Below are 25,732 nucleotides of genomic sequence, written 5' to 3'. Positions count from 1 at the left end.
GCCTTTCTTTGCGTCATCAACCAAATTCGAATCGTTATGACCAAGGAAATCTTTCTGAGCGGCATGACCGCCGACCAGCTCTCGGAGATGATTCGCGAATCGCTGCGCGACGAGTTGCGGCAGCTCCACCCCGAACCCTCCGCCGAGACGCCGAACTATCTGACCCGCCGCGAGACGGCCCGCCGCCTGCGCATCTCGCTCGTGACGCTCAACGACTGGGTGAACCGCGGCCGGATCCGCGCCCACAAGATCGGCGGGCGCGTGCTGTTCCGCGACAGCGACGTCGAAGCAGCACTGCACCGGATCGTCCCCATCAAAAGCCGATAGCCATGAAGACGACAACAGATTGCATCGGCATCCGGGAGTATCTCCTCCGCCGGGGACTGCACCCCCACCGCGAAACCGCCACCCATGGCATGTTCCTCTCACCGCTGCGCGAAGAGCGCACCCCCAGTTTCAGCGTCCGCTACGACAAGGGGCTCTGGTACGACTTCGGGCTGGGCGAAGGGGGCACGCTCCTCCAGCTGGTCATGCGCCTCGAAGGGTGCGGCATGGCAGAAGCTATCCGACACCTGCGCAAAGGGGCAGCAGACGAAGTCCCCTTCCAGCCCCTCCCGACCACCTCACCGCGCAAAGACTCCCCGCTGCGGATTCTCTGCGTCGGGGAGATTCGCCACCCGGCGCTGATCGGTTATCTGCGCGAACGCGGCATCGACCCCGCCGTGGCCGGAGCGCTGTGCCGCGAGGTTCACTACGCCGTTGGCGAGCGGCGCTTCTTCGCCATCGGCTTCCGCAACGACGCCGGAGGCTGGGAGCTGCGCAATCCACAGTTCAAGGGGAGCAGCGCCCCGAAAAATATCACGACCTTCGACCGGCACGGCGACACGGCGCTGCTCTTCGAAGGCTTCTTCGACCTGCTCTCCTACCTGACGCTGCAACACGAGTCGGATCCAACCGCCGACACCGCCGTGCTTAACTCCGTGGTCAACCTTCCCCGCGCCCTTCCGTTTCTCGCACGCCACACCACGATCCACGCCTTCCTCGACAACGACGAGGCGGGACGCCTCACCCTCGAACGACTGCGCAGCACCCTGCCCGGTGCGACCGTCATCGACCGTGCGGAGGGCTACCGTGCCCACAAGGATCTGAACGAATCACTCCGATCGTCCGCGAAGGTTTCCCGCACGCCGCGTCGTCGCGGTCGCAAGTTGTAACGTCACCCGGAATGACACCGGAACCGTCGCCCACCCATCGGCCGCTTCGCGACCGCGGCTTTTCCCCCAAGGAAAAAGCCATAGCCTATTAGGGCTTTTTCCGACGCATCGGCCCGCCGACGCTGAAAAAGCCCCAATAGGCCAAAGGGTCAGGCCCCTCTGGACACCCCCTGTCGTGCTGCGCACGCCGACCGCCGAGGCGGTCCCTTCTTCAACCACACAACCCTCCGAAAAACGACCGTACCATGGGATATGCCGTCCTGCATCTCGACAAAGCCCCGGGCAACGAGGCGGCCATGACCGCCCACATCGCCCGCACAAAGATACCCACCAACGCTTCGCCCGAACGCACCTGCCTCAACGAGGAGCTCATCGAGTTCCCCGAGGAGGTGGCCGACCGCACGGAGGCGATCAACTACCGACTCGAACACGCAGGTCTAACGCGCAAGATCGGAACGAACCAGGTGCGCGTGATCCGCGTCATGCTGACCGGTTCGCACGACGCGATGAAGCGCATCGAGGAGGAGGGGCGGCTTCCGGAGTGGTGTGCCGACAACCTCGCCTGGCTGCGCGAGACCTTCGGAGCAGAGAATGTCGTCTCAGCCGTCGTGCATCGCGACGAATCGACCCCGCATATCCACGCCGCCGTGGTGCCCATCGTCACGGGCGAGCGCCGCAAGGCCCGCACCGTCGCATCCGAATCCCCGAGCAAGCGGCACTACCGCCCGAAACCCGCTGCCCGGCCCCGTCTCTGCGCCGACGACGTCATGTCGCGCGTCCGCCTCAAGCAGTACCAGGACAGCTACGCTGCGGCGATGTCCAAATACGGACTGGAGCGCGGCATCGACGGTTCGGAGGCGCGCCACATCACCACGCAGGAGTTCTACCGCCAGGCCATCTCCCAGCAGCAGGATCTGCAGGAGAACATCGACGCGCTGCTCCGCCTTGAAGAGCAGAAGCGGAAGGCCGTCGAGCAGCTCAAACAACAGGAGCGGCAGGTGCGCACCGAGTATGAACAGACCGCCACGCTCCAGGCGCAGAAGAGCGCCGAGCTGAACCGCACCGAGGCCGAACTGAAGAGTGTGAAGGGGGAGTTGAAGGGTGCCAGGCTGAAAAACGCCGCGGCGGAGGTCGGGTCGAACATCGTCGAGGGGATCGGGGCGATGATCGGCACCTCGCGTGTCAAGCGGCAGCAGCAGGAGATCGACCGCCTCAACGCGGAGAACGCCGCCCTGCACGAGCAGACCGAAACACTGAACCGCGCCAACCGCGAGGAGAAGGCCCGGCATGAGCAGGCCGAACAGCAGCTGCAGGCGAAACTCGACCGCATCGAACACTGGCTGCCCGACACGCAGACGCTCATCAGTTGGGGCGAATACTGCCGCGACATGGGGATCTCGGAGTCGGGCGCCCGCGAAATTATCGCCATGAAGCCCCTCTACGTCTCGGGCGAACTCCGCGCTCCGGAGTATTCGCGCCGCTTCGACGTCTCGAATACCGAGATCCGCCTGCAACGCAACCCGAACGGTCCCGGAGGCTTCCAGCTGCTCATCGACCGCCAGCCCGCACACGCCTGGTTCCGCCAACGGTATGTGGAGCTCATGACCCGCCTGGGCTACCCCGTCCGCCCCGAACGTCCCATCATCCGACGCAACACCATCAAGCGGTAAAGCCCGCCCCGAAAGACAAAGAGAATATCCGGTCGAACAGCCGGACATTTTTCTTCACTCTGTGAAGAAACTCGCTTAATCGAAACATTTGTAGAGTTTGTATTGCGATTTTTTTCGAAAATAATTTGCTTTTCTCGGGCAAAACACATATTTTTGTAATAAACCTACAAAGAAAAAAATGGTAAAACTGAAAGATATTGCCACCATCCAGACGGGAGTTTACCTGAAAAGCGCCCCTTCGCCCGACACCTGCTACCTTCAGGTGAACGATTTCGACGAGGAGGGGAACATCCGTCCGACCGTCCGACCGACAACCTCCGTCAGTTCCAAGGCTGCCCGCCACCTGCTGACAGAAAGCGACCTGCTGCTCGCCGCCAAGGGTGGCAAGAATTTCTGCGCCATCGCCCCGACGCAACTCGGGCCGTGCGTGGCCTCTCCCTCGTTTCTGATTATCCGAATCGACAACCAGACCCGCATCCTGCCCGAATACCTCTGCGGATTCCTCAACCTGCCATCCACCCGGCAGCTGCTGACGGCACAGGCCCAAGGGTCGGCCATCGCCTCGCTCAGCAAGGCTGACCTCGAGGAGTTCGAGATACCACTCCCCCCGCTGGAGCGACAGCGGGCCTGCATCGCCCTCACCCGCCTGCATCGCCGCGAACAGGCCCTCTACAAGGCTATCGCGGAGCGCCGCCGGCAAATCACCGATTATAAATTAACAAAAATATATAAAGATGAACGGTAAAGTTACACAGGAAGAGATCAACAAAGTCGTATGGCAAGCCTGCGACACATTCCGGGGCGTTATCGACCCTAGCCAGTACAAGGACTACATCCTCACGATGCTGTTCCTGAAGTACGTCAGCGATGTCAGCAAAGCGAAATACAAGGAGTATCTCCAGCGCTACGACGGCGACACGGAGCGTGCCCAACGAGCCATGCGCCGCGAACGGTTCCAGGTTCCCGAGAAGAGTTCGTTCGACTACCTCTTCGAGCACCGCAACGAGCCCAATATCGGCGAACTGATTGACATTGCGCTGGCCGACCTCGAATTTGCCAACCGCGAAAAGCTGAGCAGCGAGGACGGCAGCGGCATCTTCCGCAACATCAGCTTCAACAGCAGCAACCTCGGCGAAACGAAGGAGCGCAACGCCCGGCTGAAACAACTACTCATCGACTTCTCGGACGAGCGGCTGCAGTTCGACGAGTCACACCTCGCGAACAACGACGTCATCGGCGATGCCTACATGTTCCTTATCGAGAAGTTCGCCAGCGATGCCGGGAAGAAGGCTGGAGAATTTTTTACACCGAAGGAGGTCTCGACCCTGCTGGCACGACTGACCAAGAGCGCCCCCGGTTCGCGCATCTGCGACCCGACGTGCGGCTCGGGTTCACTGCTCATCAAGGCAGGCCGCGAGGTGGGCTCCGATAACTTCTCGCTCTACGGTCAGGAGCTCAACGGCAGCACCTGGGCGCTGGCCATGATGAACATGCTGCTCCACGGTTTCGACAGCGCCACGATCCGCTGGGGCGACACGCTGCGCAACCCGAAGCTCAAGGAGGGCGATGCGTTGATGAAGTTCGACACCGTCGTGGCCAATCCGCCCTTCTCGCTCGAAAAGTGGGGCGCCGACGAGGCGGCCGACGACCCCTACAACCGCTTCTGGCGCGGCATTCCGCCCAAGAGCAAGGGCGACTGGGCATTCATATGCCACATGATTGAGGTAGCCAACGAACACGGCAAGGTTGGCGTCGTTGTTCCTCACGGCGTGCTGTTCCGAGGGGCAAGCGAGGGAAAAATCCGCCAGCAGACCATCGAGGAGAACCTCGTCGAGGCCATCATCGGACTCCCGGCCAACCTCTTCTACGGAACGGGCATCCCGGCCGCCATCGCCATCTTCAACAAGGCCAAGACGACGACCGACGTGCTCTTCATCGACGCCAGCCGCGAATTTGAGAACGGCAAGAACCAGAACCGGCTGCGCGACGAGGATATCGACCACATCGTCACGACCTACCGCCGCTTTGCGCAGGGGGAACTCGCGCCGGGCATCGTCGAGGAGCGCTACGCCTACGTTGCCCGGCGCGAGGAGATTGCCGACAACGACTACAACCTCAACATCCCGCGCTATGTGGACACCTTCGAGGAGGAGCCCGAAATCGACATTGCGGCCGTGCAGCAGGAGATTGATGCCCTGGAAAAGGAGCTTGTCGAGGTGCATGTCCGGATGGAGGGTTATCTGAAGGAGTTGGGATATTAAAAAGGCCAATATGGAGACTTGGACATTTATTATTTCGGCCGCAGCTCTTGCCGTCAGCCTGTATACCTATTTCGCGCACGACCGGAAACTGAAACAACAAGAACGGTTAATCAACTCTTATCAACTGAAACAGCTGCAGGAAGAGGAGCAGGCAAACAAAAAAGCCGATATCCGCGCGGAGATTTCGCAGAATACCAAAGGACCCCGGACGCTTCGAATATGGAACAATGGCCGGGCTGTAGCTCGGAATATTCGAGTTGAAGGGCTTGATGTTGAAGGTCTAATCGTCATGAACGATGAAATATTCCCATACGAGATTATGAACCCGCAAGACGATGCCGAACTCAAACTCTATCTAACGATTGGCTGTCCCCAAAAATTAACGCTCAAACTGATTTGGGACGATGAATCCGGGCAGGACAACGTAACCACCAAAGTAATTACACTATGAGTATGTTCCTCAATATGACTCTTTCGACTTGGGGTGATATCGGAAATATCATTCTTGGCATTAGTTCCCTATTCACAGCTATTGTTACTGCAATCGTACTTTGCAAACAACATAAACTGCAACAAAAGCAGCACAAACTGGAACAGGAAAAGCTAAAAATCCAACAAATGGAGCACCAGCCTCTATTTTTCTTCAAACGAGGAAAGGATCATTTGGCGATTTGCAATAGTGGAACAAAATTGAATCGCCCCATCGAATTTACCATCGGTTCGATGATTTATGTACAATCCTCCATGTTTCTTCCAGACGGGTTAAAGAATTTCGTATACTGCTGTCCTATCAATATATACAAGGACTGTCGCTGCCAAGAGGAGCTGGATGGAGTCGTTGCCAAATGCCCGTTCGTGGAAGAAGATCGAACCAAATTGCACGATATCACGTCAAAAATATGGAACAGTCTTGTCCATAGCGAAAAGCTGATACCCAAGCTACCCTACATGACCTCCGTAATAGTCCGAGAGTCCGACTTGATTGCTATTAAGTATCAAGACGTGTATCATATTGACCATACGGTCTATTATCTTGATTCTTCTCCAATCTCCGAGGAAACCTACAACAAGTTGGACAAGATCCGACAATCGGTTCCAGCTGGCATATATAGTGTCGATAAAGTGAATCTTAACAACATACTGGGAGGAATTCTTCAATTCCGATTTGAAAAAACATGGTAAAGCCAATTACTGCAATGACACACGATACCGACCTACCACAAGGTTATAAGGCGACGGCGCTGGGGATTATTCCGCAGGAGTGGGAGGTGAAATTTTTAGGCGATCTCCTTTCGAGATGTACCAATGGTCTTACATATGATGTCTCCATCACTTGTGGGATTCCTGTTACTCGTATCGAAACCATTTCTACAGGAGAAATAAATTATGCGAAGGTCGGATATATCCCCAATGAAAGTGGATATGAAACCTTCAGAATGCAAAAAGGCGACATCCTGTATAGCCACATAAATAGTCTTTCTCAAATCGGGAAGGTTGCTTATTACAAAGGTGATCAAGAAATTTATCATGGTATGAACCTGCTTTTGCTTAGAGCCAACGATTGCCTTGATAAGCAATATTTATATTATACGTTGCTAACTGAACATATGCGGCATATGGCTCAAGTAATAGCGAAGCCCGCTGTCAATCAAGCCAGTATTAGCACCAGCGATTTGAAAAGAGTAAAAATTGCTGTTCCGCCCCTAGCGGAGCAGCGGAAGATTGCGGAGGTGTTGCGCGTGTGGGATGAGGCGATTGAAAAGCAGGCGCGGCTGATTGAAAAACTCGCCCTGCGCAAACGCGGTTTGATGCAGCGACTCCTCTCCGCCAAACTCCGTCTTCCTGGTTTCTCCGAACCCTGGCAAAAAGTTAAATTTTGTGAACTGTTTACCAAAAGTATAAAAACGGCAGACCCTCTTACGAAATACGAAGTGCTATCTGTCACAAAAGAGGGGATTGTCGCTCAAAAATCCTATTTTAATAAGGATATTGCAAGCGAAGACACTTCTAAATACATTGTAGTAGAACAAGGAGATTTAGCCATGAGCGGGCTTAATTTTTGGATGGGTTCATGTCATATTCTGACGAATTTCAATGAAGGCATAATCTCCCCTGCCTACAAGGTTTTTAAGGTTACCGAACACAACAATATCAACTTTATCAGAGATTTCGTTCGCTCGTCCATGTTCCTGCAAGCATTACAAGGATGCTCTGTCATAGGCGCAAGCATTGTAAGGCGTAATTTGGATAAAGAGATGCTTTATGAATGGACTTTCAAGATTCCATCTTTGAAAGAGCAAACCGCCATTGCGAAGGTGTTGACCGCGGCCGACCGCGAGATTGAGCTGGCCAAAGAAAAGCTTGAACGGCTCCGCCGTCAGAAACGCGGCCTTATGCAACAACTCCTCTCCAGCAAAAAACGTGTAAAAATTAATATCTAAGAATATGGCAAAACGTAAGAAACCAACAGTCGCACTTATTTATGATTTTGATGGGACTTTATCTCCTGCCAATATGCAAGAATATGATTTTCTTAAAGCTATCGGCATCAAAGATAAAGCCCAATTTTGGCGTCAAAACAATGAACTTATAGAAAAACACGAAGCCAGTAATATTTTATGTTATATGAAATTAATGCTGGATAAGGCTCGTGCTGCAGGAGTTAGTGTTCAACGTCAAAAATTCGTTGATTTTGGGAAAAGTATTGAACTATACGAGGGAGTAAAAGAATGGTTTGATTTAATCAACCAATTAGGGCAAGAGGAAGGTGTTATAATCCAACATTATATTAATTCATCCGGATTAAAAGAAATGATAGAAGGGACTAAAATAGGGAATAAGTTTCAAGAAATATATGCTTGCACATTTATGTATGAAGATGGGGTTGCTGTTTGGCCTGCAGTAGCTGTAGATTTCACAACAAAAACCCAATTTCTATTTATGATAAATAAAGGGGTTACTAAAATAAGTGAAAATGCAAAAATAAATGAATATAAAGCAGAAGAAGATAGGCCTATCCCTTTTAAACATATGATATATTTTGGTGATGGTGAAACCGATATACCATGTATGAAGCTAATAAAACAACAAGGAGGAAACTCTATCGCTGTTTACAAACCTCGTAATAAAAAGAAAAAAGCATGTGCCGAAAAACTTGTATTAGACGATAGAGTGAATTTTGCATGTGCCGCAAACTACGTCAAAGATGGCGAAATCTACAATATTGTAAAAGCAATTATCAAACAGATTAAATCAAATTTTAACTTTAACGAATTGCAAAAACAAAATGTCAAACGATTTGGAGTAGAATAAGATATGTCCATCTCTTTCAAAGAAGACCATATTAGCCAGATTCCCGCGCTGCTGATGCTCGAAAAGCTCGACTACACATACCTCACACCCGATGAGGCGCTGGCCCTGCGTGGCGGGAATCCCGCCAACGTGCTGCTCGAATCCGTGCTGCGCAAGCAGCTGGCAGCTATCAACGTCGTGCAAGTCAGCTCGACGCGGACCACCGTATTTTCCGAGCAGAACATTACAGCCGGAATCGAGGCCCTGCGCAACATCCCGATGGACGAAGGATTTATGGAGGCTTCGCAGACGATCTACGACCTGCTCACCTCGGGCAAAACCCTCGAACAGATCGTCGACGGCGACCGCAAGAGTTTCGTGATGCAGTACATCGACTGGAAAGACATTCGCAACAACGTCTTCCACGTCACGGAGGAGTTTGCCGTCAGCCGCACGGGGATGACCGACACCTACCGGCCCGACATCGTCCTCTTCGTGAACGGCATTCCGCTATGCGTCATCGAGTGCAAGCGTCCCGACGTGAAGGACTCCATCGAACAGGCCATTTCGCAGCACCTCCGCAACCAGAAGGCTGACGGCATCCGTTCGCTGTACCTCTATTCTGCGTTGTTGCTGGCCATCAACCGCCAGGAGGGCAGTTATGCTACGACGGCCACGCCCGAAAAGTTCTGGGCGCGGTGGCGCGAGCAGTTTACCGACCGCGAGGAGGAGGCCCGTTACCGGCAGGAGCTGGAGCGGGTGGTCAACGAACCGCTGTTGGACGACAAGATCTTCGGAGAGCGGTTCGGCTATGTCCGCCGCAACTTCGAGGATCTCTACAAGCAGCCTGTCACGCCGTCGGTGCAGGATGAATACCTTTACAACTTGTGCCGGCCCGAGCGGCTGCTGCAGTTGATGTACGGCTTTACACTCTACGACGACGGCACCAAGAAGGTGGCCCGCTACCAGCAGTATTTTGCCGTGCGACAGACGATGCGGCGCATGCGACACATCGAGGGCGGGCGGCGGCGCGGCGGAGTCATCTGGCACACGCAGGGAAGCGGCAAGTCGCTGACGATGGTGATGCTGGCGCAGGCCATCATCCTCGACAAAGAGATTCGCAACCCGAAAATCATCCTCGTGACCGACCGCACGGACCTCGACCGGCAGATTACGGGAACATTCCGCAAATGTCAGATTCGCGTCGAGAACGCCACGACGGGGAGCAAGCTCGTCGAACTGCTCAACAGCAAGAGTGACGCTGTCATCACGACGATTATCAACAAGTTCGAGACGGCCGTGCGCGGCATCCGCACCCCGTTGACCGACCCTAATATCTTCGTGCTGATCGACGAGGGGCACCGCAGCCAGTACGGCGAGATGGGCATCAAGATGGAGAAGACGCTTCCGAATGCCTGCTTCATCGCCATGACCGGCACGCCGTTGATGAAGAAGGAGAAGAACACGGCCCGAAAGTTCGGCGGCATCATTCAGCCGGTCTACACGGTGGACCAGGCCGTGGCGGACAAGGCCGTTGTGCCGCTGCTCTACGAGGGGCGCATGGTGCCGCAGGTGGTGCACGAGGAGACGATCGACCGCTATTTCGACAAGATTTGCGGATGGATGAGCGACGCCCAGCGGGCCGACATGAAGAAGAAATTCAGCCGTGCGGATCAGCTCAACCAGACGCAGCAGCGCATCTATGCCATTGCGTGGGACATTTCGCAGCATTTCAAGGAGAACTGGCAGGGGTCGAAATTCAAGGCACAACTGGTGGCTCCGCGCAAACACGTCGCAATTTTCTACAAGCAGTATCTCGACGAAATCGGAATCGTCTCGTCGGAGGTGCTCATCACCTCGCCCGACACCCGGGAGGGGGAAGACGAAGCGTTCGGCGAGACCTCGAACGTGGAGGTGGCCTTCTGGAAGCGCATGATGGATGAATACGGCACGGCCAAAAAGTACGAGGCAAGCATCATCAACCGCTTCAAGAACAGCGACAAGCCGGAGATTATCATCGTCGTGGACAAACTCCTGACGGGATTCGACGAACCCCGCAACACGGTGCTCTACCTCGACCGCAAGTTGAAGGACCACACGCTGCTGCAGGCCATTGCCCGCGTCAACCGCGTCTGCGAAGACAAGGAGTTCGGATATATCATCGACTATTACGGCGTATTGGGATCACTTAATTCGGCGCTGGAGCTCTACACCGATTTTGACAAGGAGGATCTGGAAGGAACCTATACGGACATCTCAGAGGAGGTTGCCAAGCTGCCCCAGAAGCATGCCGAGTTGTGGGACCTCTTCAAGGAGGTGCGCAACACGACCGACTTCGAGGCCTTCGGCAATGTTCTGCGCGAGGAGGACCGGCGCACGCTCTTCTACGAAAAGCTGCGGGCCTTTGCCCGGACGCTGAAGGTAGCGCTTTCGTCCATCGTATTCCATCAAAACACGCCTCAAGAAGAGGTCGAACGGTACAAGCACGATCTGGCCTTCTTCATGAAGCTCCGTAATGCCGTGCAGGAGCGCTACTCCGACACGGTGGACTACAAGCAATACGAAGGGCAGATTCAGAAGCTGATCGACACGCACATCGAGAGCGGCGAGGTGCAGGTCATCACCGACCTGGTGAACATCTTCGACAAGGAGCGGTTCGCCGAAGAGGTGGAGAAAATCTCCGGAAAAGCGGCCAAAGCGGACACGATTGCCTCGCGAACGGCCAAGTACATCACCGAGAACATGGATACCGACCCGGCCTTCTACAAGAAGTTCTCGCAGATGCTCAAGGAGACCATCTCGCAGTACGAACAGGGGCGAATCGACGAGGCGGAGTATCTGACCCAGGCGACGGACCTGATGAACAAGGCGCTGAATCATACCGACAGCGAGATTCCCGACGTGCTGAAGGATAACAATGCCGCGCGGGCCTACTTCGGATTGAGTCTGGAGGTCTACAAGTCAGTCATAAAGCCCGAACAAGGACTCGATCTGACGCAAATAGCACTCGACACGGCCAACCGGATCGACGCCATCATTCGTCAGCACATCTTCGAGAAGGGGACGCTCATTGTCGACTGGCCGCTCAAGGACAGGTTGGTCGGCATGATGAAGCTCGACATCGAGGACTATCTGATTGACGAGGTCAAACGCAAGTATGATCTGTCGATGACCTTCGACGACATGGATGCCATCATCGACCGGGCGGTCGACGTGGCTCAAAAATGGTTCCGGTGATGCAGCAGATATTCGTCTTCGGGAAAGAGACGATTCCCTACAGCGTACTCTTTTCCGCCCGCCGGACACTCGGAATCAAGGTATATCCATCCGGCGAGGTCGTTCTGCTGGCTCCGGAAGGGACGCCGGAAGAGGTTATCGAGCAGAAACTCCACAAACGGGCGCCGTGGATTCTTCGGCAGCAGGCCTATTTCAAGGATTTTGGGATTCGAAGTCCGGAAAAACGATATGTCAGCGGAGAGTCGCACTACTATCTGGGAAAGCAGTTCCTGCTCCGGGTCTCGGAAGGCAAAACCAACAGCGTCCGTTACAAGGGCCGCTGCTTCGAAGTGGTATGCACCTCTCCGGACAAGGCCCGGGAGTTGATGAAATCCTGGTACCGCGAACACGCCAAACTCAAGTTTACCGAGTATGCGGAGCCTATCATTTCCCGATTTGCGCGGTACGGAGTTGCTCCAACCTCACTCTATGTTCAGGAGATGGAAAACCGTTGGGGCAGCTGCACCCCCAAGGGGAAAATCATTCTGAATACGGAACTCATCAAGGCGCCGCGCCCCTGCATTGAGTATGTTATCACGCATGAGATGTGTCATCTGCTGCATCCCGACCATACTGCAGCCTTCTTTACCCTGCTCGAAACCGAAATGCCCGACTGGCGGCGTTGGAAAGACAAGTTGGAGCGATTCATGATGTAGGTGCAAACAGCTTCAAAAGTATCATCCGCCCGCCCCGTATGACAAATGTATGACAAAACAAAACGAAAACCGCGTTGTAGATATCTACAACGCGGTTTCTGTGAGGTCTGAAGCGGATTCGAACCGCTGTACAAGGTTTTGCAGACCTTTGCCTAGCCACTCGGCCATCAGACCATTTTTCCCAACAAATCCATCTTCCCTGACCCGAAACCATTCGAGGTCTTCTCAGACGCATCGGGAGTGCAAATATACAAACATTTCCAATTTTTGCAAAACTTCCACCCAACTTTACGCCATTTCGCAAATAAATTTACGTTATTCGTTAAAAATCGTTAACTTTACTTTTCAAAAACAATCCTTTTTCGCGGTATGACCATCGAGGATATTGCCCTTCAGATGACTCCGGGTATCGGCATTAAAGGCGCCGTACACCTGCTGGAGCAGTTCGGCGATGCGCGGAGCATCTTCGCAGCCACGTCCCGCGAACTGACCGACGATGCGGAACTGCGGCCCGAAGCGGCACAGCAAATCCTCCGTCGGAAAGGATTTTCGGCGGCTGAAAAAGAGCTCGACCACTGCCGCCGCAACGGCATCACGGCCATTGCTTCGACCGACGCGGAATACCCGCCGCTGCTGCGCGAAATTCCCGACTATCCCCATGTGATCTATGTCCGGGGCAGCATCGGGGCACTTTCGGCCCGCTGCATCTCGGTCGTGGGCACGCGCGAGGCAACGCCTTATGGACAGACAGTCTGCAACCGGCTGGTCAGCGGCCTCGCGGAACGGGTTCCGGGGCTCTCGATCGTGAGCGGACTGGCTTTCGGCATCGACGTTGCGGCACACCGTGCGGCGCTTGCGGCCGGAGTTCCGACCGTCGCCGTGGTGGCCAACCCGCTGCCCGCCGTAACGCCTGCACAGCATACGGACGTGGCGCGCGACATCCTCGCCCACGGAGGTGCATTGGTCACGGAACTGCACTCGCAGTCGAAGCAGAACGGCAATTTTTACCTCGCCCGCAACCGCATCATCGCGGGGCTCAGCGCCGGATGCATCGTCGTCGAATCGCCCGACACGGGCGGTTCGCTCTTCACGGCCCACTGCGCCGATGCCTACGACAGGACGGTGATGGCCGTGCCGGGGCGTATCACCGACCGGGCATCGGCCGGCACGAACCACCTGATCCGCAACCGCAAGGCGCAGCTGGTGCTGACGGCCGACGACGTGGTCCGCGAACTGATGTGGGACCTCGGGGAGAATCCCGCGACGCTGCGGACGAAGCCGCCGACGCCGGAGCTCACACCCGACGAAGCGGGGCTGCTGGGATGTTTCCGCACCGACGACCCGTTGTCGGTCGAGACGCTCGGGGAGCTCAGCGGACTGAATCCCGGCGAACTGGCGACGCTGCTCGTAGGGCTGGAACTGGCCGGCGCCGTGCGGCAACTGCCCGGAAACCGATATATGAAACTATGAAACTGATCGATACCCATTCACACCTTTACGACGAAGCGTTCGACGCCGACCGCGACGAGGCTTTGGCCCGGGCTGCGGCCGAGGGCGTCGGGCTGTTGCTGCTCCCGGCCATCGACTCCGAAAGCCATGAGAGGCTGTTCGGACTTTGCCGCCGCCATCCGCAGCAGTGCATCCCGATGATGGGACTGCACCCCACGTCGGTCAACGACAACCCCCGCTGGCGCGAGGAGTTGGCGCAGGTCGAACGATACCTGCAAACTCCCCCCGAGGGGATCACCGGGTTCTGCGCCGTGGGCGAGATCGGACTCGACCTCTACTGGAGCCGCGATTTTCACGGGGAGCAGACCGAGGTCTTCCGCCGCCAGATCGAGCTTGAGCTGCAATACGGGCTGCCGATCGCCGTGCATACGCGCGATGCCTGGCCCGAGACCGTGGCCCTCATGCGCGAATTTCGCGGCCGGGGTGTCCGGGGCGTCTTCCACGCCTATTCGGACGGGGCAGAGACCTACCGTGAACTGAAGCAACTGGGCGATTTCGTCTTCGGCATCGGCGGCGTGGTGACCTTTAAAAAGAGCCGACTGGCCGAGGTCGTGCGCGAAATGGAGCTGCGGGACATCGTCCTCGAGACCGACTGTCCCTACCTGACGCCCGCACCCCACCGGGGCGAGCGCAACGAATCGGCCTATGTGCGCTACGTCTGCGAGAAAGTCGCCGAACTCAAAGGGCTGACACCTGCGGAGGTGGCCGCCGCAACGACCGAAAATGCAAAACGAATTTTCAAAGGAATCTGATCCTATGCGTTCATCCATCCTGATTATCTACACGGGCGGAACCATCGGCATGAAGACCGATGCCGTCACCGGGGCGCTGGTGCCCTTCGATTTCAGCGCCATTTACGACGAATTTCCCTCGCTGAAGCGCCTCAACGTCGACATCGACGTACACACCGTGTCGCCCGTAATCGACTCGTCGAACGTCGAGCCGACCCACTGGATCGCCCTGGCCGAACTGATCCGCGACAACTACGCCCGTTACGACGGTTTCGTGGTGCTGCACGGCACCGACACCATGTCCTACACGGCGTCGGCATTGAGTTTCATGCTCGAAAACCTCAGCAAACCGGTGGTTTTCACCGGAAGCCAGATCCCGATCGGCGTGCTGCGCACCGACGGGCGCGAAAACCTCATCACGGCCATCGAGATCGCCGGGGCGCACCTCAATGGCCGTCCCGAAGTCCCCGAAGTGTCGCTCTACTTCCAGAACCGGCTCTTCCGCGCCAACCGCACCACCAAGCGCAGCGCCGAAGCCCTGAGCGCCTTCCGGTCGTACAACTACCCGCCGCTGGCCGAGGTCGGGGTCAACATCGCCTACAACCTGCCGGCGATCCTGCAACCCGCGGAGTTTTCGCAGGAGTTGCGCATCGCCACAAAGCTCTCCGGAGGCATCGAGCTCATCAAACTCTTCCCGGGGATGGGCGGGGAGATCCTGCGGGCGATGCTCGCGGCACCCGGACTGCGGGCCGTGGTGCTCGAAACCTACGGCGCGGGCAACGCCCCTACCTCCGAGTGGTTCATCCGGGTCGTGCAGGAAGCCATCGACCGCGGAATCATCATCCTCAACATCACGCAGTGCGGCGGCGGACGGGTCTCGATGGAGCTTTATGAAACCGGCCTGAAACTTCAGAAAACCGGGGTCCTGTGCGGCTTCGACATGACCACCGAAGCCGCCGTCACCAAGCTGATGTACGTGCTCGGACTGGGACTTTCCGACGATGAGACGCGCGCACTGCTCCGGAAGCCCCTGCGCGGAGAATTTACAGCCTGAGACGTTGCACGGAACAATTTTTTTTTCTATATTTCGCACTGCTAATAGTCCCTTTCCGCCCGGAATGCCGGGCGCCAAAGGCGGCAAAAACAGGCAAAACGATTGAACTACAAACGATTGAGCGAATTCGGGGTGTATTGTCCGGGATTCGGTTATGTGCGTGAAAACGACTCTCCGCCGGCGTTTAAAATTACAAAAGGCCCCCGGAGCGGTCGCAAAAGACAAAAAAAATAAATATTTTAGTAAAAAAATAAACGATCAAACCGCGGAACCGCCGCAAAGAGAAGATACCGGAAAACTTAACAAAAATAAAAATTCAACTAATCAAATTTATTTTATCTAACACAACTATGAAAAAACTTTTTTTGATTCCGTCGGCTGCCCTGTCCGTACTGGGTACCGTTAGTGCGTTTGCACAGGATGCTGCTGCCGCAACCGAAACGGTTGTTGCCGAAACTCAGCTCGCTGGCGACAGCCTGCACCACGTCATGATGCAGAAGTTCCTCGAGGGCGGCTGGGCATGGATGCTCCCGATTCTGGTGTTCCTCGTCATCGGTCTCGCCGTAGCTATCGAGCGTATCCTCTACCTGTCGCTCTCGACGATCAACTCGAAGAAATTCATCGCCAAGGTCGAAGAGGCCCTGAAAAACGGCGGCATCGAGGCTGCCAAGGAGGTTTGCCGCAACACCCGCGGCCCGATCGCTTCGATCTACTATCAGGGGCTGGACCGCTACGACCAGGGTCTGGATTCGGTCGAGAAGGCCGTCGTTTCCTACGGTTCGGTTCAGACCGGCCAGATGGAGTCGGGCCTGACGTGGATCGGCCTGTTCATCGCTCTTTCGCCCATGCTGGGATTCATGGGTACCGTTGTCGGTATGATCGGGGCGTTCGACGCCATCCAGGCTGCCGGTGATATCAGCCCGACGCTGGTTGCCGGTGGTATCAAGGTCGCCCTGCTGACGACCCTCATGGGTCTTATCGCTGCGGTTATTCTTCAGCTGTTCTACAACTATATCGTTTCGAAGATCGACTCTTTGGTGAACGATATGGAGGATTCGTCCATCACGCTGGTGGATATCCTGACGGCTTACAACAAGAAATAATCCAACGCTTTAAAAGAGAGTTAAACTCGATATGAAAAAGATATTGAACATATTATTGGGCATTCTGCTGGCAATCACCGCGGTCCTTCTGGTCTACGCGATTGCCGCCGGAGGTTCCGATGCTTCGATCAATCTGAACCTGATATGGGGGTACTTCCTGCTGGTGTTCGCTGTTTGCACGGCACTCTTCTGCGCCGTCTTCGGCATGATCCAGAATCCGGCCGGAATCAAGGGTACGATCATGTCACTCGCTCTGATCATCGTCGTTGTCGGTATCGCCTACTTCATCTCCGCCGGCCACTCGATCCAGATTCCCGACCTCGCCAACGGCGGCGTCTTCGGCGCCGGGGAGACCGTACTCACCGAAACCAGCATCATCGTGACATACGTAGCTATGGTCGCCGCTTTCGTGACGGCTGTCGTCACCGAGATTTTGGGTGCCTTTAAATAACAGTAACAACGATGGCAAGAAATAATCGAAAAACACCGGAAGTCAGAGCCGACTCGCAGGCCGACATCGCCTTCCTGCTGCTTATTTTCTTCCTGGTTGCCACTACCATGAACACGGACACGGGTCTGGTGCGTATGCTCCCGCCGATGCCCCCTGAGGATCAGAAACAGGAGGACATCAAGGTCAAGGAACGCAACCTTTTCCTGGTCTTCATCAACGGCAGGGGCGACATCATGGCAGGAGCTTCGGGCAAGCAGGAGCCGATCGATCTGCATCAACTTACGGAGAGGACCAAGGAGTTCATCATAAACCCGCTGGACGACGAGAACCTTCCCGAAAAGGTGAACAGAGAGATCGAGCTTCCCGACGGCAGCAAATGGGTCTATCCCGTGAGCGAGGGCGTCGTTTCTCTGCAAACGACCCGCGATACGGGCTACCAGTCCTACATCATGGTGCAGAACGAACTCACGCGCGCATTTAACGAGGTGCGTGACGAAGTGGCACAGCGTAAATTCGGCGCCAAATTCTCGGATCTTCCCGAGGAGCAGCGCAATGTAGTCTCAAAGGCCGTACCTCTGAAGATTTCGGAGGCCGAACCGCGTAACATAAAGAAGTAAGCCATGGCAGTAATGAAAAAGAAGGGCAACAAAGAGGTGCCCGCTATCTCGACCGCATCGCTTCCTGACGTGATCTTCATGATCCTCTTCTTCTTTATGGTCTCGACGACCATGCGCGATCAGGAACTGCTGGTGAGATACAGACTTCCGGAGGCCACCGAGGTGCAGAAGCTCGAGAAGAAATCGCTCGTCAGCTTCATCCACATCGGCCCCCCGTCGATGACGATGCAAGCAAAGTTCGGTACCGCGCCGCGCATCCAGCTGAACGACTCGTACAAATCCACCCGGGACATCCTGGATTTCGTTGCCGCAGAGCGCGATAAGCTCAGCGAGGCCGACCGTGCTTCGATGACTATCTGTCTCAAGGCCGACCAGGCTACCAAGATGGGTATCGTGACCGACGTGAAGCAGGAGCTTCGCCGGGCCAATGCCCTGAAAATCTCCTATGCGGCTTCCAAGTCGCTGGGTTACTGATCCGGGGGATTCATTCGAAAAAGAGCAGGCTTCAAGGCCTGCTCTTTTTGTTTCAGAACGGAAATTCCAACTGGTCGATCGCGTGATTGAACGTCAGCCGGTGGTGGGGCGTAAGCCCGTATTCGCGAATCGCCAGCCGGTGTTCGCGCGTCGGATAGCCCTTGTTTTTAATCCAGCCGTATTGGGGAAACTCCTCCGCCAGACGGAGCATATACTCGTCACGATGGGTCTTGGCAAGGACCGAAGCTGCGGCGATATCGGCGTATTTGCCGTCGCCCTTAACGATGCAGCGATAGGGGATCTCGAGCCGCGTGCGGAACCGGTTGCCGTCGATGGCCAGGAATTCCGGCGCAGGATCGAGCCGCGCCGCAGCCAGCGACATTCCCTCGAACGAGGCGTTCAGGATGTTGATCTCGTCGATCCGGGCTGCTGAAACCGCCTCGACAGCCCATGCCACGGCCTCACGCTCGATGACCGCCCGCAGTTTGTCGCGGTTACGCTCGGTCATCTGCTTCGAGTCGTTGAGCAGCGGGTCGTGAAAATCAGGCGGCAGGATCACCGCCGCAGCAAATACCGGCCCGGCCAGACATCCCCGCCCGGCCTCGTCGCATCCGGCCTCCCGGAGCTCGTATTGGTACTGGTTTTCCAACATCGACGCAAAGTTACATAATATTCCGGCTTTTTTCGCTAATTTTGCGACAAGGAAAATTCCCGATATGAAATTCGACATCGCCCGGCAGCCGCTCGTTCCGGCTTTTCTGACCCTCGCCGCACTCGCCGTCGCCGCGATGTGGGGCGCGGCCGGACGTGGCTGTGACCCGACGCTGCTGACCGGCAGTGCAGCCATCCTGCCCGAAGGGGCCCTGACCACGGCGTCCCCCGGAGAACTGCTGCTGCAGTTTCAGGCGGCGCATCCCGGATGGGCACGCTGGATTGCCGGACTGCTGATCGTCTTTACGGGCATGTGCGCCGGTCGGATGGCCATCCGTTACAACCTCTATTCGGTCGGCACATGCCTCGCCATTCCGCTCTACGGCGCCATCGTATGCGGACTTGCAATCGGGGACGACTACCTGCCGGCATTCACGGCATCGGCCCTGCTGGTGCTCTCGGTCAAAAATTTCGCCCGTTCGTTCTGCAACGGATACGGATTCGACTCCATCTTCCGGGCGTCGCTCTATCTCGGTCTGCTGCCTTTCGTCAGCCCCGCCTCTCTGCCGCTGCTCCTGATACTGCCGCTGGCCGTGCTGCTGTTCCGGCGCACGCTGCGCGAAGTCGCCGTAGCCGCAGCGGGACTGTTGCTCCCGGCCTTTATAATCTGCTACATCAACTGGGGTGCCGGAGGCGAATTCATAGCCCCGCTCACGACGCTGGGCAACCTGTTCATCACCGGAAAGCCCTTCGCGCTGTTCACCTCGATCCCGTTCGGGAACCTCATCCTGCTGGGCGGCATTTTCGTCCTCGACCTGCTGGCGCTGCTCTTTTTCCTCTCGGACATCTATGCCGTCGGGACCAAATCCCGGACGATCCTTATATATAATATAAGCGTCCTTGTCCTGACCGCCGCTGCGCTGTGCGGCCCCACCGCAACCCCGGGCGCCGTGGCTTTCGCAGCCGTCCCTTCGGCCGTGCTATTACCCTTCATGTTCGTAAGAATTCACCGGGGCATTGCCCTCCTTCTCTACCTGCTATTGCTCGCCTCTGCTACAATCGGCATAGCATTACAATATTCTATTTAGCTCAAACCATGCCACAAACAGTCTTATTTGGGCAATTATGTCCAAATATGCTATTTTATATAGTAGATTAAAAAGTATTAATTGTATATTTGAGGACGAACATGAGTGACGCAACGCTTTGTTCAGAAAAACTTAAATTACAATTACTATGAAGAATTCATTGACTTCATCGGTGCAGCAGCCGATGATCGTGAAGTATGTAGAGGCACTTCACAACGGAATCCAATCGCAGGCTCTTTCACGTTATGCCATCGGATACATCCTCCGCGGCACGAAGTACATCTATGACGGCGATAAGCGTCAGACACTTTCGCGCGGCGACGTATTCTACCTAGGCATCGGGCACCACTACATCGAAAACTTCCCCGAAGGGGGCCAGCCTTTCGAGCAGGTGCTCTTTTATTACACGCCGGACGACCTGCAACGTATCCTCATGCACCTGAACATCACCTACGGACTGAACATTTCGAACGAACATTCGTGCGAAAACTGCCGTAACCGGTCGCATGTGGCCATGCCTGCCTGGAACTCGCTGCGCAACTTTTTCATCAACACCAACAACTATCTGCGCGATGAGGACTTCCGTCACGACGAGACGGCCGAGAACATCAAAATGACCGAACTGATCTACCTGCTCGCCTCGCACGAGGATTGCTGCATCAAAAGCAAGCTGCTCAGCAACGTCGACTCCGCCAAGGAGAACTTCGAACAGATCGTTTACGACCACATCTTCAAAGATATCTCGATCGAAGAGCTTTCGAAACTCACCAACCGTTCGCTGACGTCGTTCAAAAAGGAATTCCGCCGCCATTTCCAGATGCCGCCCCACAAGTGGTATATCCGCCAGCGGCTCATGCACTCGCGCCTGCTGCTCATCTCCACGTCGAAATCCATCTCGGAAATCGGCAACGAGTGCACCTTCCCCAACACGTCGCATTTCATCAAACTCTTCAAAAAGGAGTACCAGATGACCCCCGCCACCTACCGTCACCGCCACATTTCGTCGCTGACGGCCGAGCAGCCCGCACTGCAGGACGTGCAGGAGGCCGTGGAGATGCGCGAGGCGCTTTAATCAAAAACTTATAAATTCAGGGGTATTTTAAAAATTTTAATTATAATCTATTAACAAAATAGCGTCAGGTTTTAGGAAAATGTTACAAAACATTTGGTTTTTCGTAAATTTCGTTTTACCTTTGTGTAACAAACGTGGGATTCTCCCACTCTCATTAACCTAACTAACCTAACCAGAGAGGTCCGATACCGGCAGGTGTCCGACCTCTTTTCTATTTGGCGGAAGGAGATGGGTGCAAAAAACCCGTCTCTTAGACGGGCGCGAAGCGGAGGTATTCTTCCCGGAACAGGGAGTCGTCTGCAAGCAGGGCGCGCAGCCGCGCATCGCTGCCGCAGCAGGCCGCCGCCGTCTCGGCCATCCGCAGATAGCGGAGCCGCAGGAACCGGCAGGGGAGCATCTCGGTCCCGTGGTCGTAATAATCTCCGTCGAGACAGGCGAGCGCCGCGTCCCGGTAGGCCCGCACGGCCGACGTGCGGGACCCGATGCGGAGAAAGAAGTCGCCTAAGCGCTCCCACTCCACGCTTTCGGCGAAGGCGCGCCGGTCGGCGAGGCATCGCAGCCCCTCCGCCCGGCGGACAGCCCGCAAATGTTCGTCCTCGACCGCTTTGCGGACATCAGAAGCGAGCCAAAATTCATTTTCGCGCAGGCGAGCTGCAAGGCGATAATTCGCCTTGCCGGTTTGCATTGTTTTCATACAAGCACAATTTGAAATTAGACAAATGCCGGAGCCTGCCGAAGTGAATCAAAGAACGCGACAGGGCGTAATGTCCCCGTCGATACGGTCTTCGACAGACAGCCGATTTTCAAATGTGCGAATGATGTACAGGTAGAATCACATAGCCGTAAAAAATGCAACCGGCCCGGACTGTGCCGGAGACAACCGTTGCGGGGACGAATATACGGCAAATTTCGGCTCCCTCCAAAAAAATCGGCATCCTCCGGCGTATCCGGGGCGCGCATCGGAACAATAATTGAAGATTTCACGGGGTTTTTCAATTATTTTTTCTTATTTTTGCATCAATTGGAAAATAATGAACTTAAATGCCGAAGTTTTATGACAAGGTAGATGTACTGAAAAAACCCGGATGGCTGAAGATCCGTCTCCACCGCACTCCCGAATGGTCCGAAGTGCGGCAGATCGTCGAAAAGCACAATCTGCACACGATTTGCAGCAGCGGCATGTGTCCCAATCAGGCCGAATGCTGGAGCCGGAGAACTGCAACCTTCATGATTCTGGGAGATATCTGTACCCGGGGCTGCCGCTTCTGCGCAACCAAGACCGGACGCCCCCTTGCCCCCGACGCCGAAGAGCCCCGGAAGGTGGCCGAAAGCGTCGCCCTGATGAAACTGAGGTATGTCGTCGTCACTTCCGTGACCCGCGACGACCTCCCCGACGGCGGGGCCCGGCACTGGGCCGCAACCGTGGAGGCCATCCGGTCGCAGAACAGCGACGCCGTAATTGAGCTCCTTATTCCCGATTTGGACGCACGGCCCGACCTTTTGGACGTGGTCATTGCGTCGAAGCCCGGTATCATCGGGCACAACATCGAAACCGTCGAGCGACTGACCCCCGTGGTGCGCTCCAAGGCCAAGTACCGCACGAGCCTGGAGACCCTGCGGTACCTGAGCGATCAGGGTGTCGTAACGAAGAGCGGACTGATGGTCGGACTTGGCGAGAGCGATGATGAAGTTTTGCAAACCCTGCACGACCTGCGCGAAGCGGGCGTACGGATTGTAACACTCGGTCAGTACCTTCGGCCTACTCTGGAGCACTACCCCGTTGCGGCGTATATCACTCCCGAAAAATTCGAATGGTACAGGCTCAGAGCGCTGGAAATGGGCTTCAGCTATTGTGCGAGCGCACCGTTGGTCCGCTCGTCGTACATGGCTGAGGAGGCCCTGCAAAGTGTAAAAAGTTTGTAACGATGAAAGTCTCCTGCCGGGACCTCGGAACGATGGACTACAAGGACTGCTGGGATTTGCAGCAGTCGTTGTTCGACACGCTGGCGGCCCGGAAAAGTGCGGGTTCGAGCCCTGTCCCGGGCACCGGAAACACCCCGGACGATGCGGGCACGGTCCTGCTGGTGGAGCATCCTCCGGTCTACACGCTGGGCAAAAGCGGGCATACGGAAAACCTGCTCGTGACCCGCGAAGCGCTCGAAGGAATGGGCGCACAGTTCTTTCACATCGACCGCGGCGGCGACATCACCTTCCACGGCCCCGGGCAGTTGGTCTGCTATCCGATCCTCGATCTGGAGCGTATCGGCATCGGGCTGAGAGGGTACATCGAAGCGCTGGAGGAGGCGGTGATCCGCACGGTGGCCGAATACGGCATCACGGCGGGACGCATCGCAGGGGCTTCGGGGGTCTGGATCGACCCCGAAGGCAGGCGTCCGCGCAAGATCTGCGCAATAGGCGTACGCTCGTCGCGTTTTATTACCATGCACGGGTTCGCGCTGAACGTCTCGACCGACCTCGGGTGGTTCACGCGCATCAACCCCTGCGGATTTACCGACCGGGGCGTCACCTCGATCGAGTCGGAAACGGGATTGCTGCCACCAATGCAGGAAGTGAAACGAACCGTCGTCGAGGTCTTAAGCAAAGTGTTGCGGTGTAAAATCGCAACAGCCCTTTAAGCCGCGCAGCCCGTGAAGACCCTGCGAAACGTACGCCATCTCCCTCCCCGAGGGAGGGCCGGGGAGGGGTCAGCACTTGTAAACGCGGCCACAGGCCGCGAAAACGGCGGTAAAAAGCGCCAAGACGAAGAAAAATACTTCAAAACGGAAATTAAATGTTAAAATATATAAATAATAATTCGTATGCCTATAGAAAAACGCTGGGTAGTGAAGCCACAAGGCGACCCCGCGACGGTAGCCATGTTGGCTGCCGCTCTGCGGATCTCGCCCGTGCTGGCCAATCTGCTCGTACAAAGAGGCATAGACACTGTAGAGAAGGCGGAGAAATTCTTTAAACCGAACCTCGCCGACCTGCACGATCCGTTCCTGATGAAGGATATGGAGAAGGCGGTCGAACGGGTCGAACGGGCCGTCGCGAACAATGAGAAGATCATGGTTTACGGCGACTACGACGTGGACGGCTGCACGGCCGTCGCACTGGTTTACAAATTCCTGCGCCAGATCGGGCACAAAAACCTGATGTTCTACATCCCCGACCGTTATACCGAAGGTTACGGTATTTCGATCAAAGGTATCGACCTCGCAGCCCGCAAGGGCGTGGGGCTTATCATCGCCCTGGACTGCGGCATCAAAGCCACGGAAAAGGTTGTCTATGCGAAAACGAAAGGCGTGGATTTCATCATCTGCGACCACCACCTCCCGGCCGAGGAGATTCCCAAGGCCGTAGCCGTTCTGGACCCCAAGCGGGTCGACTGCTCCTACCCGTTCGACGAATTGTCGGGCTGCGGCGTGGGATTCAAACTCGTGCAGGCCTATGCACAGAAAAACAACATTCCCTTCGAGCAGGTCGTGCCGCTGCTGGACCTGCTGGTCGTGTCGATCGCCTCGGACATCGTTCCGCTGGTGGGCGAGAACCGTATTCTGGCCTATTTCGGGCTGAAATACCTCAACCGCGAGCCATCGAAGGGGCTGTTGTCGATCATCAAAATCTGCGGGCTGGACAAGCACAACATCACCATCGACGACATCGTCTTCAAAATAGGGCCGCGCATCAACGCCGCCGGCCGGATGCGGATGGATGAAAACGACGAGAACGCCTCGCCCTCGGGCGGACATGCCGCCGTCGAGCTGCTGATCGAGGGCAACGAGTCGATCGCCGAGGAGTTCGGCAGCGTGATCGACGCCTACAACCAGGACCGCAAGTCGATCGACCGTTCCGTCACGCAGGAGGCGCACGATTTCATCGAGCACAATCCCGCCATGAAGGCCCTGAAAAGTACGGTGATCTACAATCCGCGCTGGATGAAGGGCATCGTGGGGATCGTGGCCTCGCGCCTGATCGAGACCTACTACCGCCCGACGGTGGTGCTGACGATGAGCAACGGCTATGTGACCGGCTCGGCGCGTTCGGTGCCGGGATTCGACCTCTATCAGGCCGTCGAATCGTGCTCGGACCTGCTGGAAAATTTCGGCGGCCACATGTACGCCGCGGGCCTCACGATGCGTCCGGAGAACGTCGGGGAGTTCACCCGGCGGTTCAACGCCTATGTCGAGGAGAACATCGACCCGCAGATGCTCGTGCCGCAGGTGGACATCGACAGCGAACTGCTCTTCTCGGACATCACGCCGACGTTCCGCAAGGACCTGAACCGCTTCCAACCTTTCGGACCGGGCAACACGGCGCCGGTATTCGCCACGTGCGGCGTGAGCAACCACGGCGACGCCAAACTCGTCGGCGTGGAGTGCGAACACCTGCGCATGGACCTGATGCAGCGCCAGAAACCCAATACGAAGATTCAGGCCATCGCCTTCCAGCAGCCCACGCATTACGAATGGGTGCGCTCGGGGCGTCCGGTCGACGTCTGCTACCAGATCGTCGAGAACCATTACCGGGGCATGGTGACCACCCAGCTCCGTATCAAAGACATCAAACCGGTCCTGAACCGGTAATTCGCACCTGAAACGAAAAGGGCGGACC

Annotated in this window: 26 protein-coding genes and 1 tRNA gene; 24 read left to right on the top strand and 3 right to left on the bottom strand. The window is 56.1% G+C overall.

Translation table 11 applies throughout. The features are described 5' to 3' along the window. The first annotated feature begins 36 nt into the window (after nucleotides 1–36). The 11 genes from BLU78_RS06280 (at nucleotide 37) to BLU78_RS06230 (ending at nucleotide 12,368) form a co-directional block, all read left to right on the top strand. The gene (locus tag BLU78_RS06280; protein WP_010262055.1) at nucleotides 37–327 is read left to right on the top strand and encodes a helix-turn-helix domain-containing protein; all 291 of its coding nucleotides are present in this window, start codon (nucleotides 37–39) and stop codon (nucleotides 325–327) included. Nucleotides 328–329: 2 nt separating this feature from the next. After that, nucleotides 330–1,214: a toprim domain-containing protein gene (locus BLU78_RS06275; protein ID WP_026020711.1), complete on the top strand. Its 885-nt coding sequence runs from the start codon at nucleotides 330–332 to the stop codon at nucleotides 1,212–1,214. A gap of 245 nt (nucleotides 1,215–1,459) precedes the next feature. Continuing rightward, on the top strand, nucleotides 1,460–2,884 hold the full coding sequence (gene mobV, locus BLU78_RS06270; protein ID WP_010262050.1) for a MobV family relaxase: 1,425 nt from the start codon (nucleotides 1,460–1,462) through the stop codon (nucleotides 2,882–2,884). A 178-nt stretch (nucleotides 2,885–3,062) separates the two neighbouring features. Beyond that, complete coding sequence (locus BLU78_RS06265) at nucleotides 3,063–3,629, top strand: restriction endonuclease subunit S (RefSeq protein ID WP_010262047.1); 567 nt, start codon at nucleotides 3,063–3,065, stop codon at nucleotides 3,627–3,629. Next, nucleotides 3,619–5,145 carry a type I restriction-modification system subunit M gene (locus BLU78_RS06260; protein ID WP_010262046.1) on the top strand — a complete coding sequence of 509 codons (1,527 nt, stop codon included), beginning with the start codon at nucleotides 3,619–3,621 and terminating at the stop codon, nucleotides 5,143–5,145. Before BLU78_RS06265 ends, BLU78_RS06260 begins: the two co-directional genes overlap by 11 nt. A gap of 10 nt (nucleotides 5,146–5,155) precedes the next feature. Next, the gene (locus BLU78_RS06255) at nucleotides 5,156–5,596 is read left to right on the top strand and encodes a hypothetical protein (RefSeq protein WP_010262044.1); all 441 of its coding nucleotides are present in this window, start codon (nucleotides 5,156–5,158) and stop codon (nucleotides 5,594–5,596) included. Next, a complete protein-coding gene (locus tag BLU78_RS06250) occupies nucleotides 5,593–6,327 on the top strand; it encodes a hypothetical protein (RefSeq protein ID WP_010262042.1) in 735 nt (244 codons plus the stop codon). Before BLU78_RS06255 ends, BLU78_RS06250 begins: the two co-directional genes overlap by 4 nt. Further along, nucleotides 6,321–7,586 (top strand): restriction endonuclease subunit S, encoded by a 1,266-nt coding sequence (locus BLU78_RS06245; RefSeq protein ID WP_010262040.1) that lies wholly within the window; start codon nucleotides 6,321–6,323, stop codon nucleotides 7,584–7,586. Before BLU78_RS06250 ends, BLU78_RS06245 begins: the two co-directional genes overlap by 7 nt. A gap of 4 nt (nucleotides 7,587–7,590) precedes the next feature. Further along, a complete protein-coding gene (locus tag BLU78_RS06240) occupies nucleotides 7,591–8,457 on the top strand; it encodes an HAD family hydrolase (RefSeq protein ID WP_010262038.1) in 867 nt (288 codons plus the stop codon). A gap of 3 nt (nucleotides 8,458–8,460) precedes the next feature. After that, complete coding sequence (locus tag BLU78_RS06235; protein WP_010262036.1) at nucleotides 8,461–11,673, top strand: type I restriction endonuclease subunit R; 3,213 nt, start codon at nucleotides 8,461–8,463, stop codon at nucleotides 11,671–11,673. Beyond that, on the top strand, nucleotides 11,673–12,368 hold the full coding sequence (locus BLU78_RS06230) for a M48 family metallopeptidase (protein WP_010262034.1): 696 nt from the start codon (nucleotides 11,673–11,675) through the stop codon (nucleotides 12,366–12,368). The genes BLU78_RS06235 and BLU78_RS06230 overlap by 1 nt, the downstream gene beginning before the upstream one ends. Nucleotides 12,369–12,471: 103 nt before the next feature. Here the strand turns inward: BLU78_RS06230 and BLU78_RS06225 are convergent. Next, nucleotides 12,472–12,542 (bottom strand) — tRNA-Cys (locus tag BLU78_RS06225). 195 nt (nucleotides 12,543–12,737) lie between these two features. Between BLU78_RS06225 and dprA the strand changes: the two genes are divergently transcribed. From dprA to BLU78_RS06190, 8 genes are all read left to right on the top strand, one after another. Next, nucleotides 12,738–13,838 carry a DNA-processing protein DprA gene (gene dprA / locus BLU78_RS06220; RefSeq protein ID WP_010262032.1) on the top strand — a complete coding sequence of 367 codons (1,101 nt, stop codon included), beginning with the start codon at nucleotides 12,738–12,740 and terminating at the stop codon, nucleotides 13,836–13,838. Next, nucleotides 13,835–14,629: a TatD family hydrolase gene (locus BLU78_RS06215; RefSeq protein ID WP_010262030.1), complete on the top strand. Its 795-nt coding sequence runs from the start codon at nucleotides 13,835–13,837 to the stop codon at nucleotides 14,627–14,629. Before dprA ends, BLU78_RS06215 begins: the two co-directional genes overlap by 4 nt. Before the next feature lie 4 nt (nucleotides 14,630–14,633). Then, nucleotides 14,634–15,662: an asparaginase gene (locus BLU78_RS06210; RefSeq protein WP_010262028.1), complete on the top strand. Its 1,029-nt coding sequence runs from the start codon at nucleotides 14,634–14,636 to the stop codon at nucleotides 15,660–15,662. 160 nt (nucleotides 15,663–15,822) lie between these two features. After that, the gene (locus tag BLU78_RS13985) at nucleotides 15,823–16,005 is read left to right on the top strand and encodes a hypothetical protein (protein WP_143029368.1); all 183 of its coding nucleotides are present in this window, start codon (nucleotides 15,823–15,825) and stop codon (nucleotides 16,003–16,005) included. Nucleotides 16,006–16,012: 7 nt separating this feature from the next. Then, nucleotides 16,013–16,765 (top strand): MotA/TolQ/ExbB proton channel family protein, encoded by a 753-nt coding sequence (locus BLU78_RS06205; protein WP_010262025.1) that lies wholly within the window; start codon nucleotides 16,013–16,015, stop codon nucleotides 16,763–16,765. A gap of 31 nt (nucleotides 16,766–16,796) precedes the next feature. Then, the gene (locus BLU78_RS06200) at nucleotides 16,797–17,216 is read left to right on the top strand and encodes a hypothetical protein (protein WP_026020710.1); all 420 of its coding nucleotides are present in this window, start codon (nucleotides 16,797–16,799) and stop codon (nucleotides 17,214–17,216) included. An 11-nt stretch (nucleotides 17,217–17,227) separates the two neighbouring features. Further along, nucleotides 17,228–17,833, top strand: coding sequence for an ExbD/TolR family protein (locus tag BLU78_RS06195; protein ID WP_010262020.1), 606 nt, complete (start codon nucleotides 17,228–17,230; stop codon nucleotides 17,831–17,833). Between the two features lie 3 nt (nucleotides 17,834–17,836). Beyond that, nucleotides 17,837–18,307 carry an ExbD/TolR family protein gene (locus tag BLU78_RS06190; RefSeq protein ID WP_026020709.1) on the top strand — a complete coding sequence of 157 codons (471 nt, stop codon included), beginning with the start codon at nucleotides 17,837–17,839 and terminating at the stop codon, nucleotides 18,305–18,307. A gap of 52 nt (nucleotides 18,308–18,359) precedes the next feature. Here BLU78_RS06190 and BLU78_RS06185 read toward each other — a convergent pair whose 3' ends face one another. After that, on the bottom strand, nucleotides 18,360–18,959 hold the full coding sequence (locus BLU78_RS06185; RefSeq protein ID WP_020691984.1) for a ribonuclease HII: 600 nt from the start codon (nucleotides 18,957–18,959) through the stop codon (nucleotides 18,360–18,362). A 64-nt stretch (nucleotides 18,960–19,023) separates the two neighbouring features. Here BLU78_RS06185 and BLU78_RS06180 point away from each other — a divergent pair, with 64 nt between their 5' ends. Continuing rightward, on the top strand, nucleotides 19,024–20,046 hold the full coding sequence (locus BLU78_RS06180; protein ID WP_010262009.1) for a hypothetical protein: 1,023 nt from the start codon (nucleotides 19,024–19,026) through the stop codon (nucleotides 20,044–20,046). Between the two features lie 148 nt (nucleotides 20,047–20,194). Then, nucleotides 20,195–21,118 carry an AraC family transcriptional regulator gene (locus BLU78_RS06175; RefSeq protein ID WP_010262006.1) on the top strand — a complete coding sequence of 308 codons (924 nt, stop codon included), beginning with the start codon at nucleotides 20,195–20,197 and terminating at the stop codon, nucleotides 21,116–21,118. A 250-nt stretch (nucleotides 21,119–21,368) separates the two neighbouring features. On the opposite strand, the gene BLU78_RS06170 is transcribed toward BLU78_RS06175, so the two are convergent. Beyond that, nucleotides 21,369–21,812, bottom strand: coding sequence for a hypothetical protein (locus tag BLU78_RS06170; RefSeq protein WP_229096321.1), 444 nt, complete (start codon nucleotides 21,810–21,812; stop codon nucleotides 21,369–21,371). Between the two features lie 347 nt (nucleotides 21,813–22,159). On the opposite strand from BLU78_RS06170, the gene lipA reads away from it, so the two are divergent. From lipA to recJ, 3 genes are all read left to right on the top strand, one after another. Beyond that, a complete protein-coding gene (gene lipA / locus BLU78_RS06165; protein ID WP_010262001.1) occupies nucleotides 22,160–23,041 on the top strand; it encodes a lipoyl synthase in 882 nt (293 codons plus the stop codon). Between the two features lie 2 nt (nucleotides 23,042–23,043). After that, nucleotides 23,044–23,754 carry a lipoyl(octanoyl) transferase LipB gene (gene lipB / locus BLU78_RS06160; protein ID WP_010261998.1) on the top strand — a complete coding sequence of 237 codons (711 nt, stop codon included), beginning with the start codon at nucleotides 23,044–23,046 and terminating at the stop codon, nucleotides 23,752–23,754. A gap of 183 nt (nucleotides 23,755–23,937) precedes the next feature. Continuing rightward, a complete protein-coding gene (gene recJ / locus BLU78_RS06155; RefSeq protein WP_026020708.1) occupies nucleotides 23,938–25,704 on the top strand; it encodes a single-stranded-DNA-specific exonuclease RecJ in 1,767 nt (588 codons plus the stop codon). Nucleotides 25,705–25,732 lie beyond the last annotated feature (28 nt).

The organism is Alistipes timonensis JC136, assembly GCF_900107675.1.
GTDB classification, from domain to species: Bacteria; Bacteroidota; Bacteroidia; order Bacteroidales; family Rikenellaceae; genus Alistipes; species Alistipes timonensis.
The sequence above is the reverse complement of the archived record's forward strand: the minus strand, read 5'-3'. Positions and strand labels throughout refer to the sequence as shown.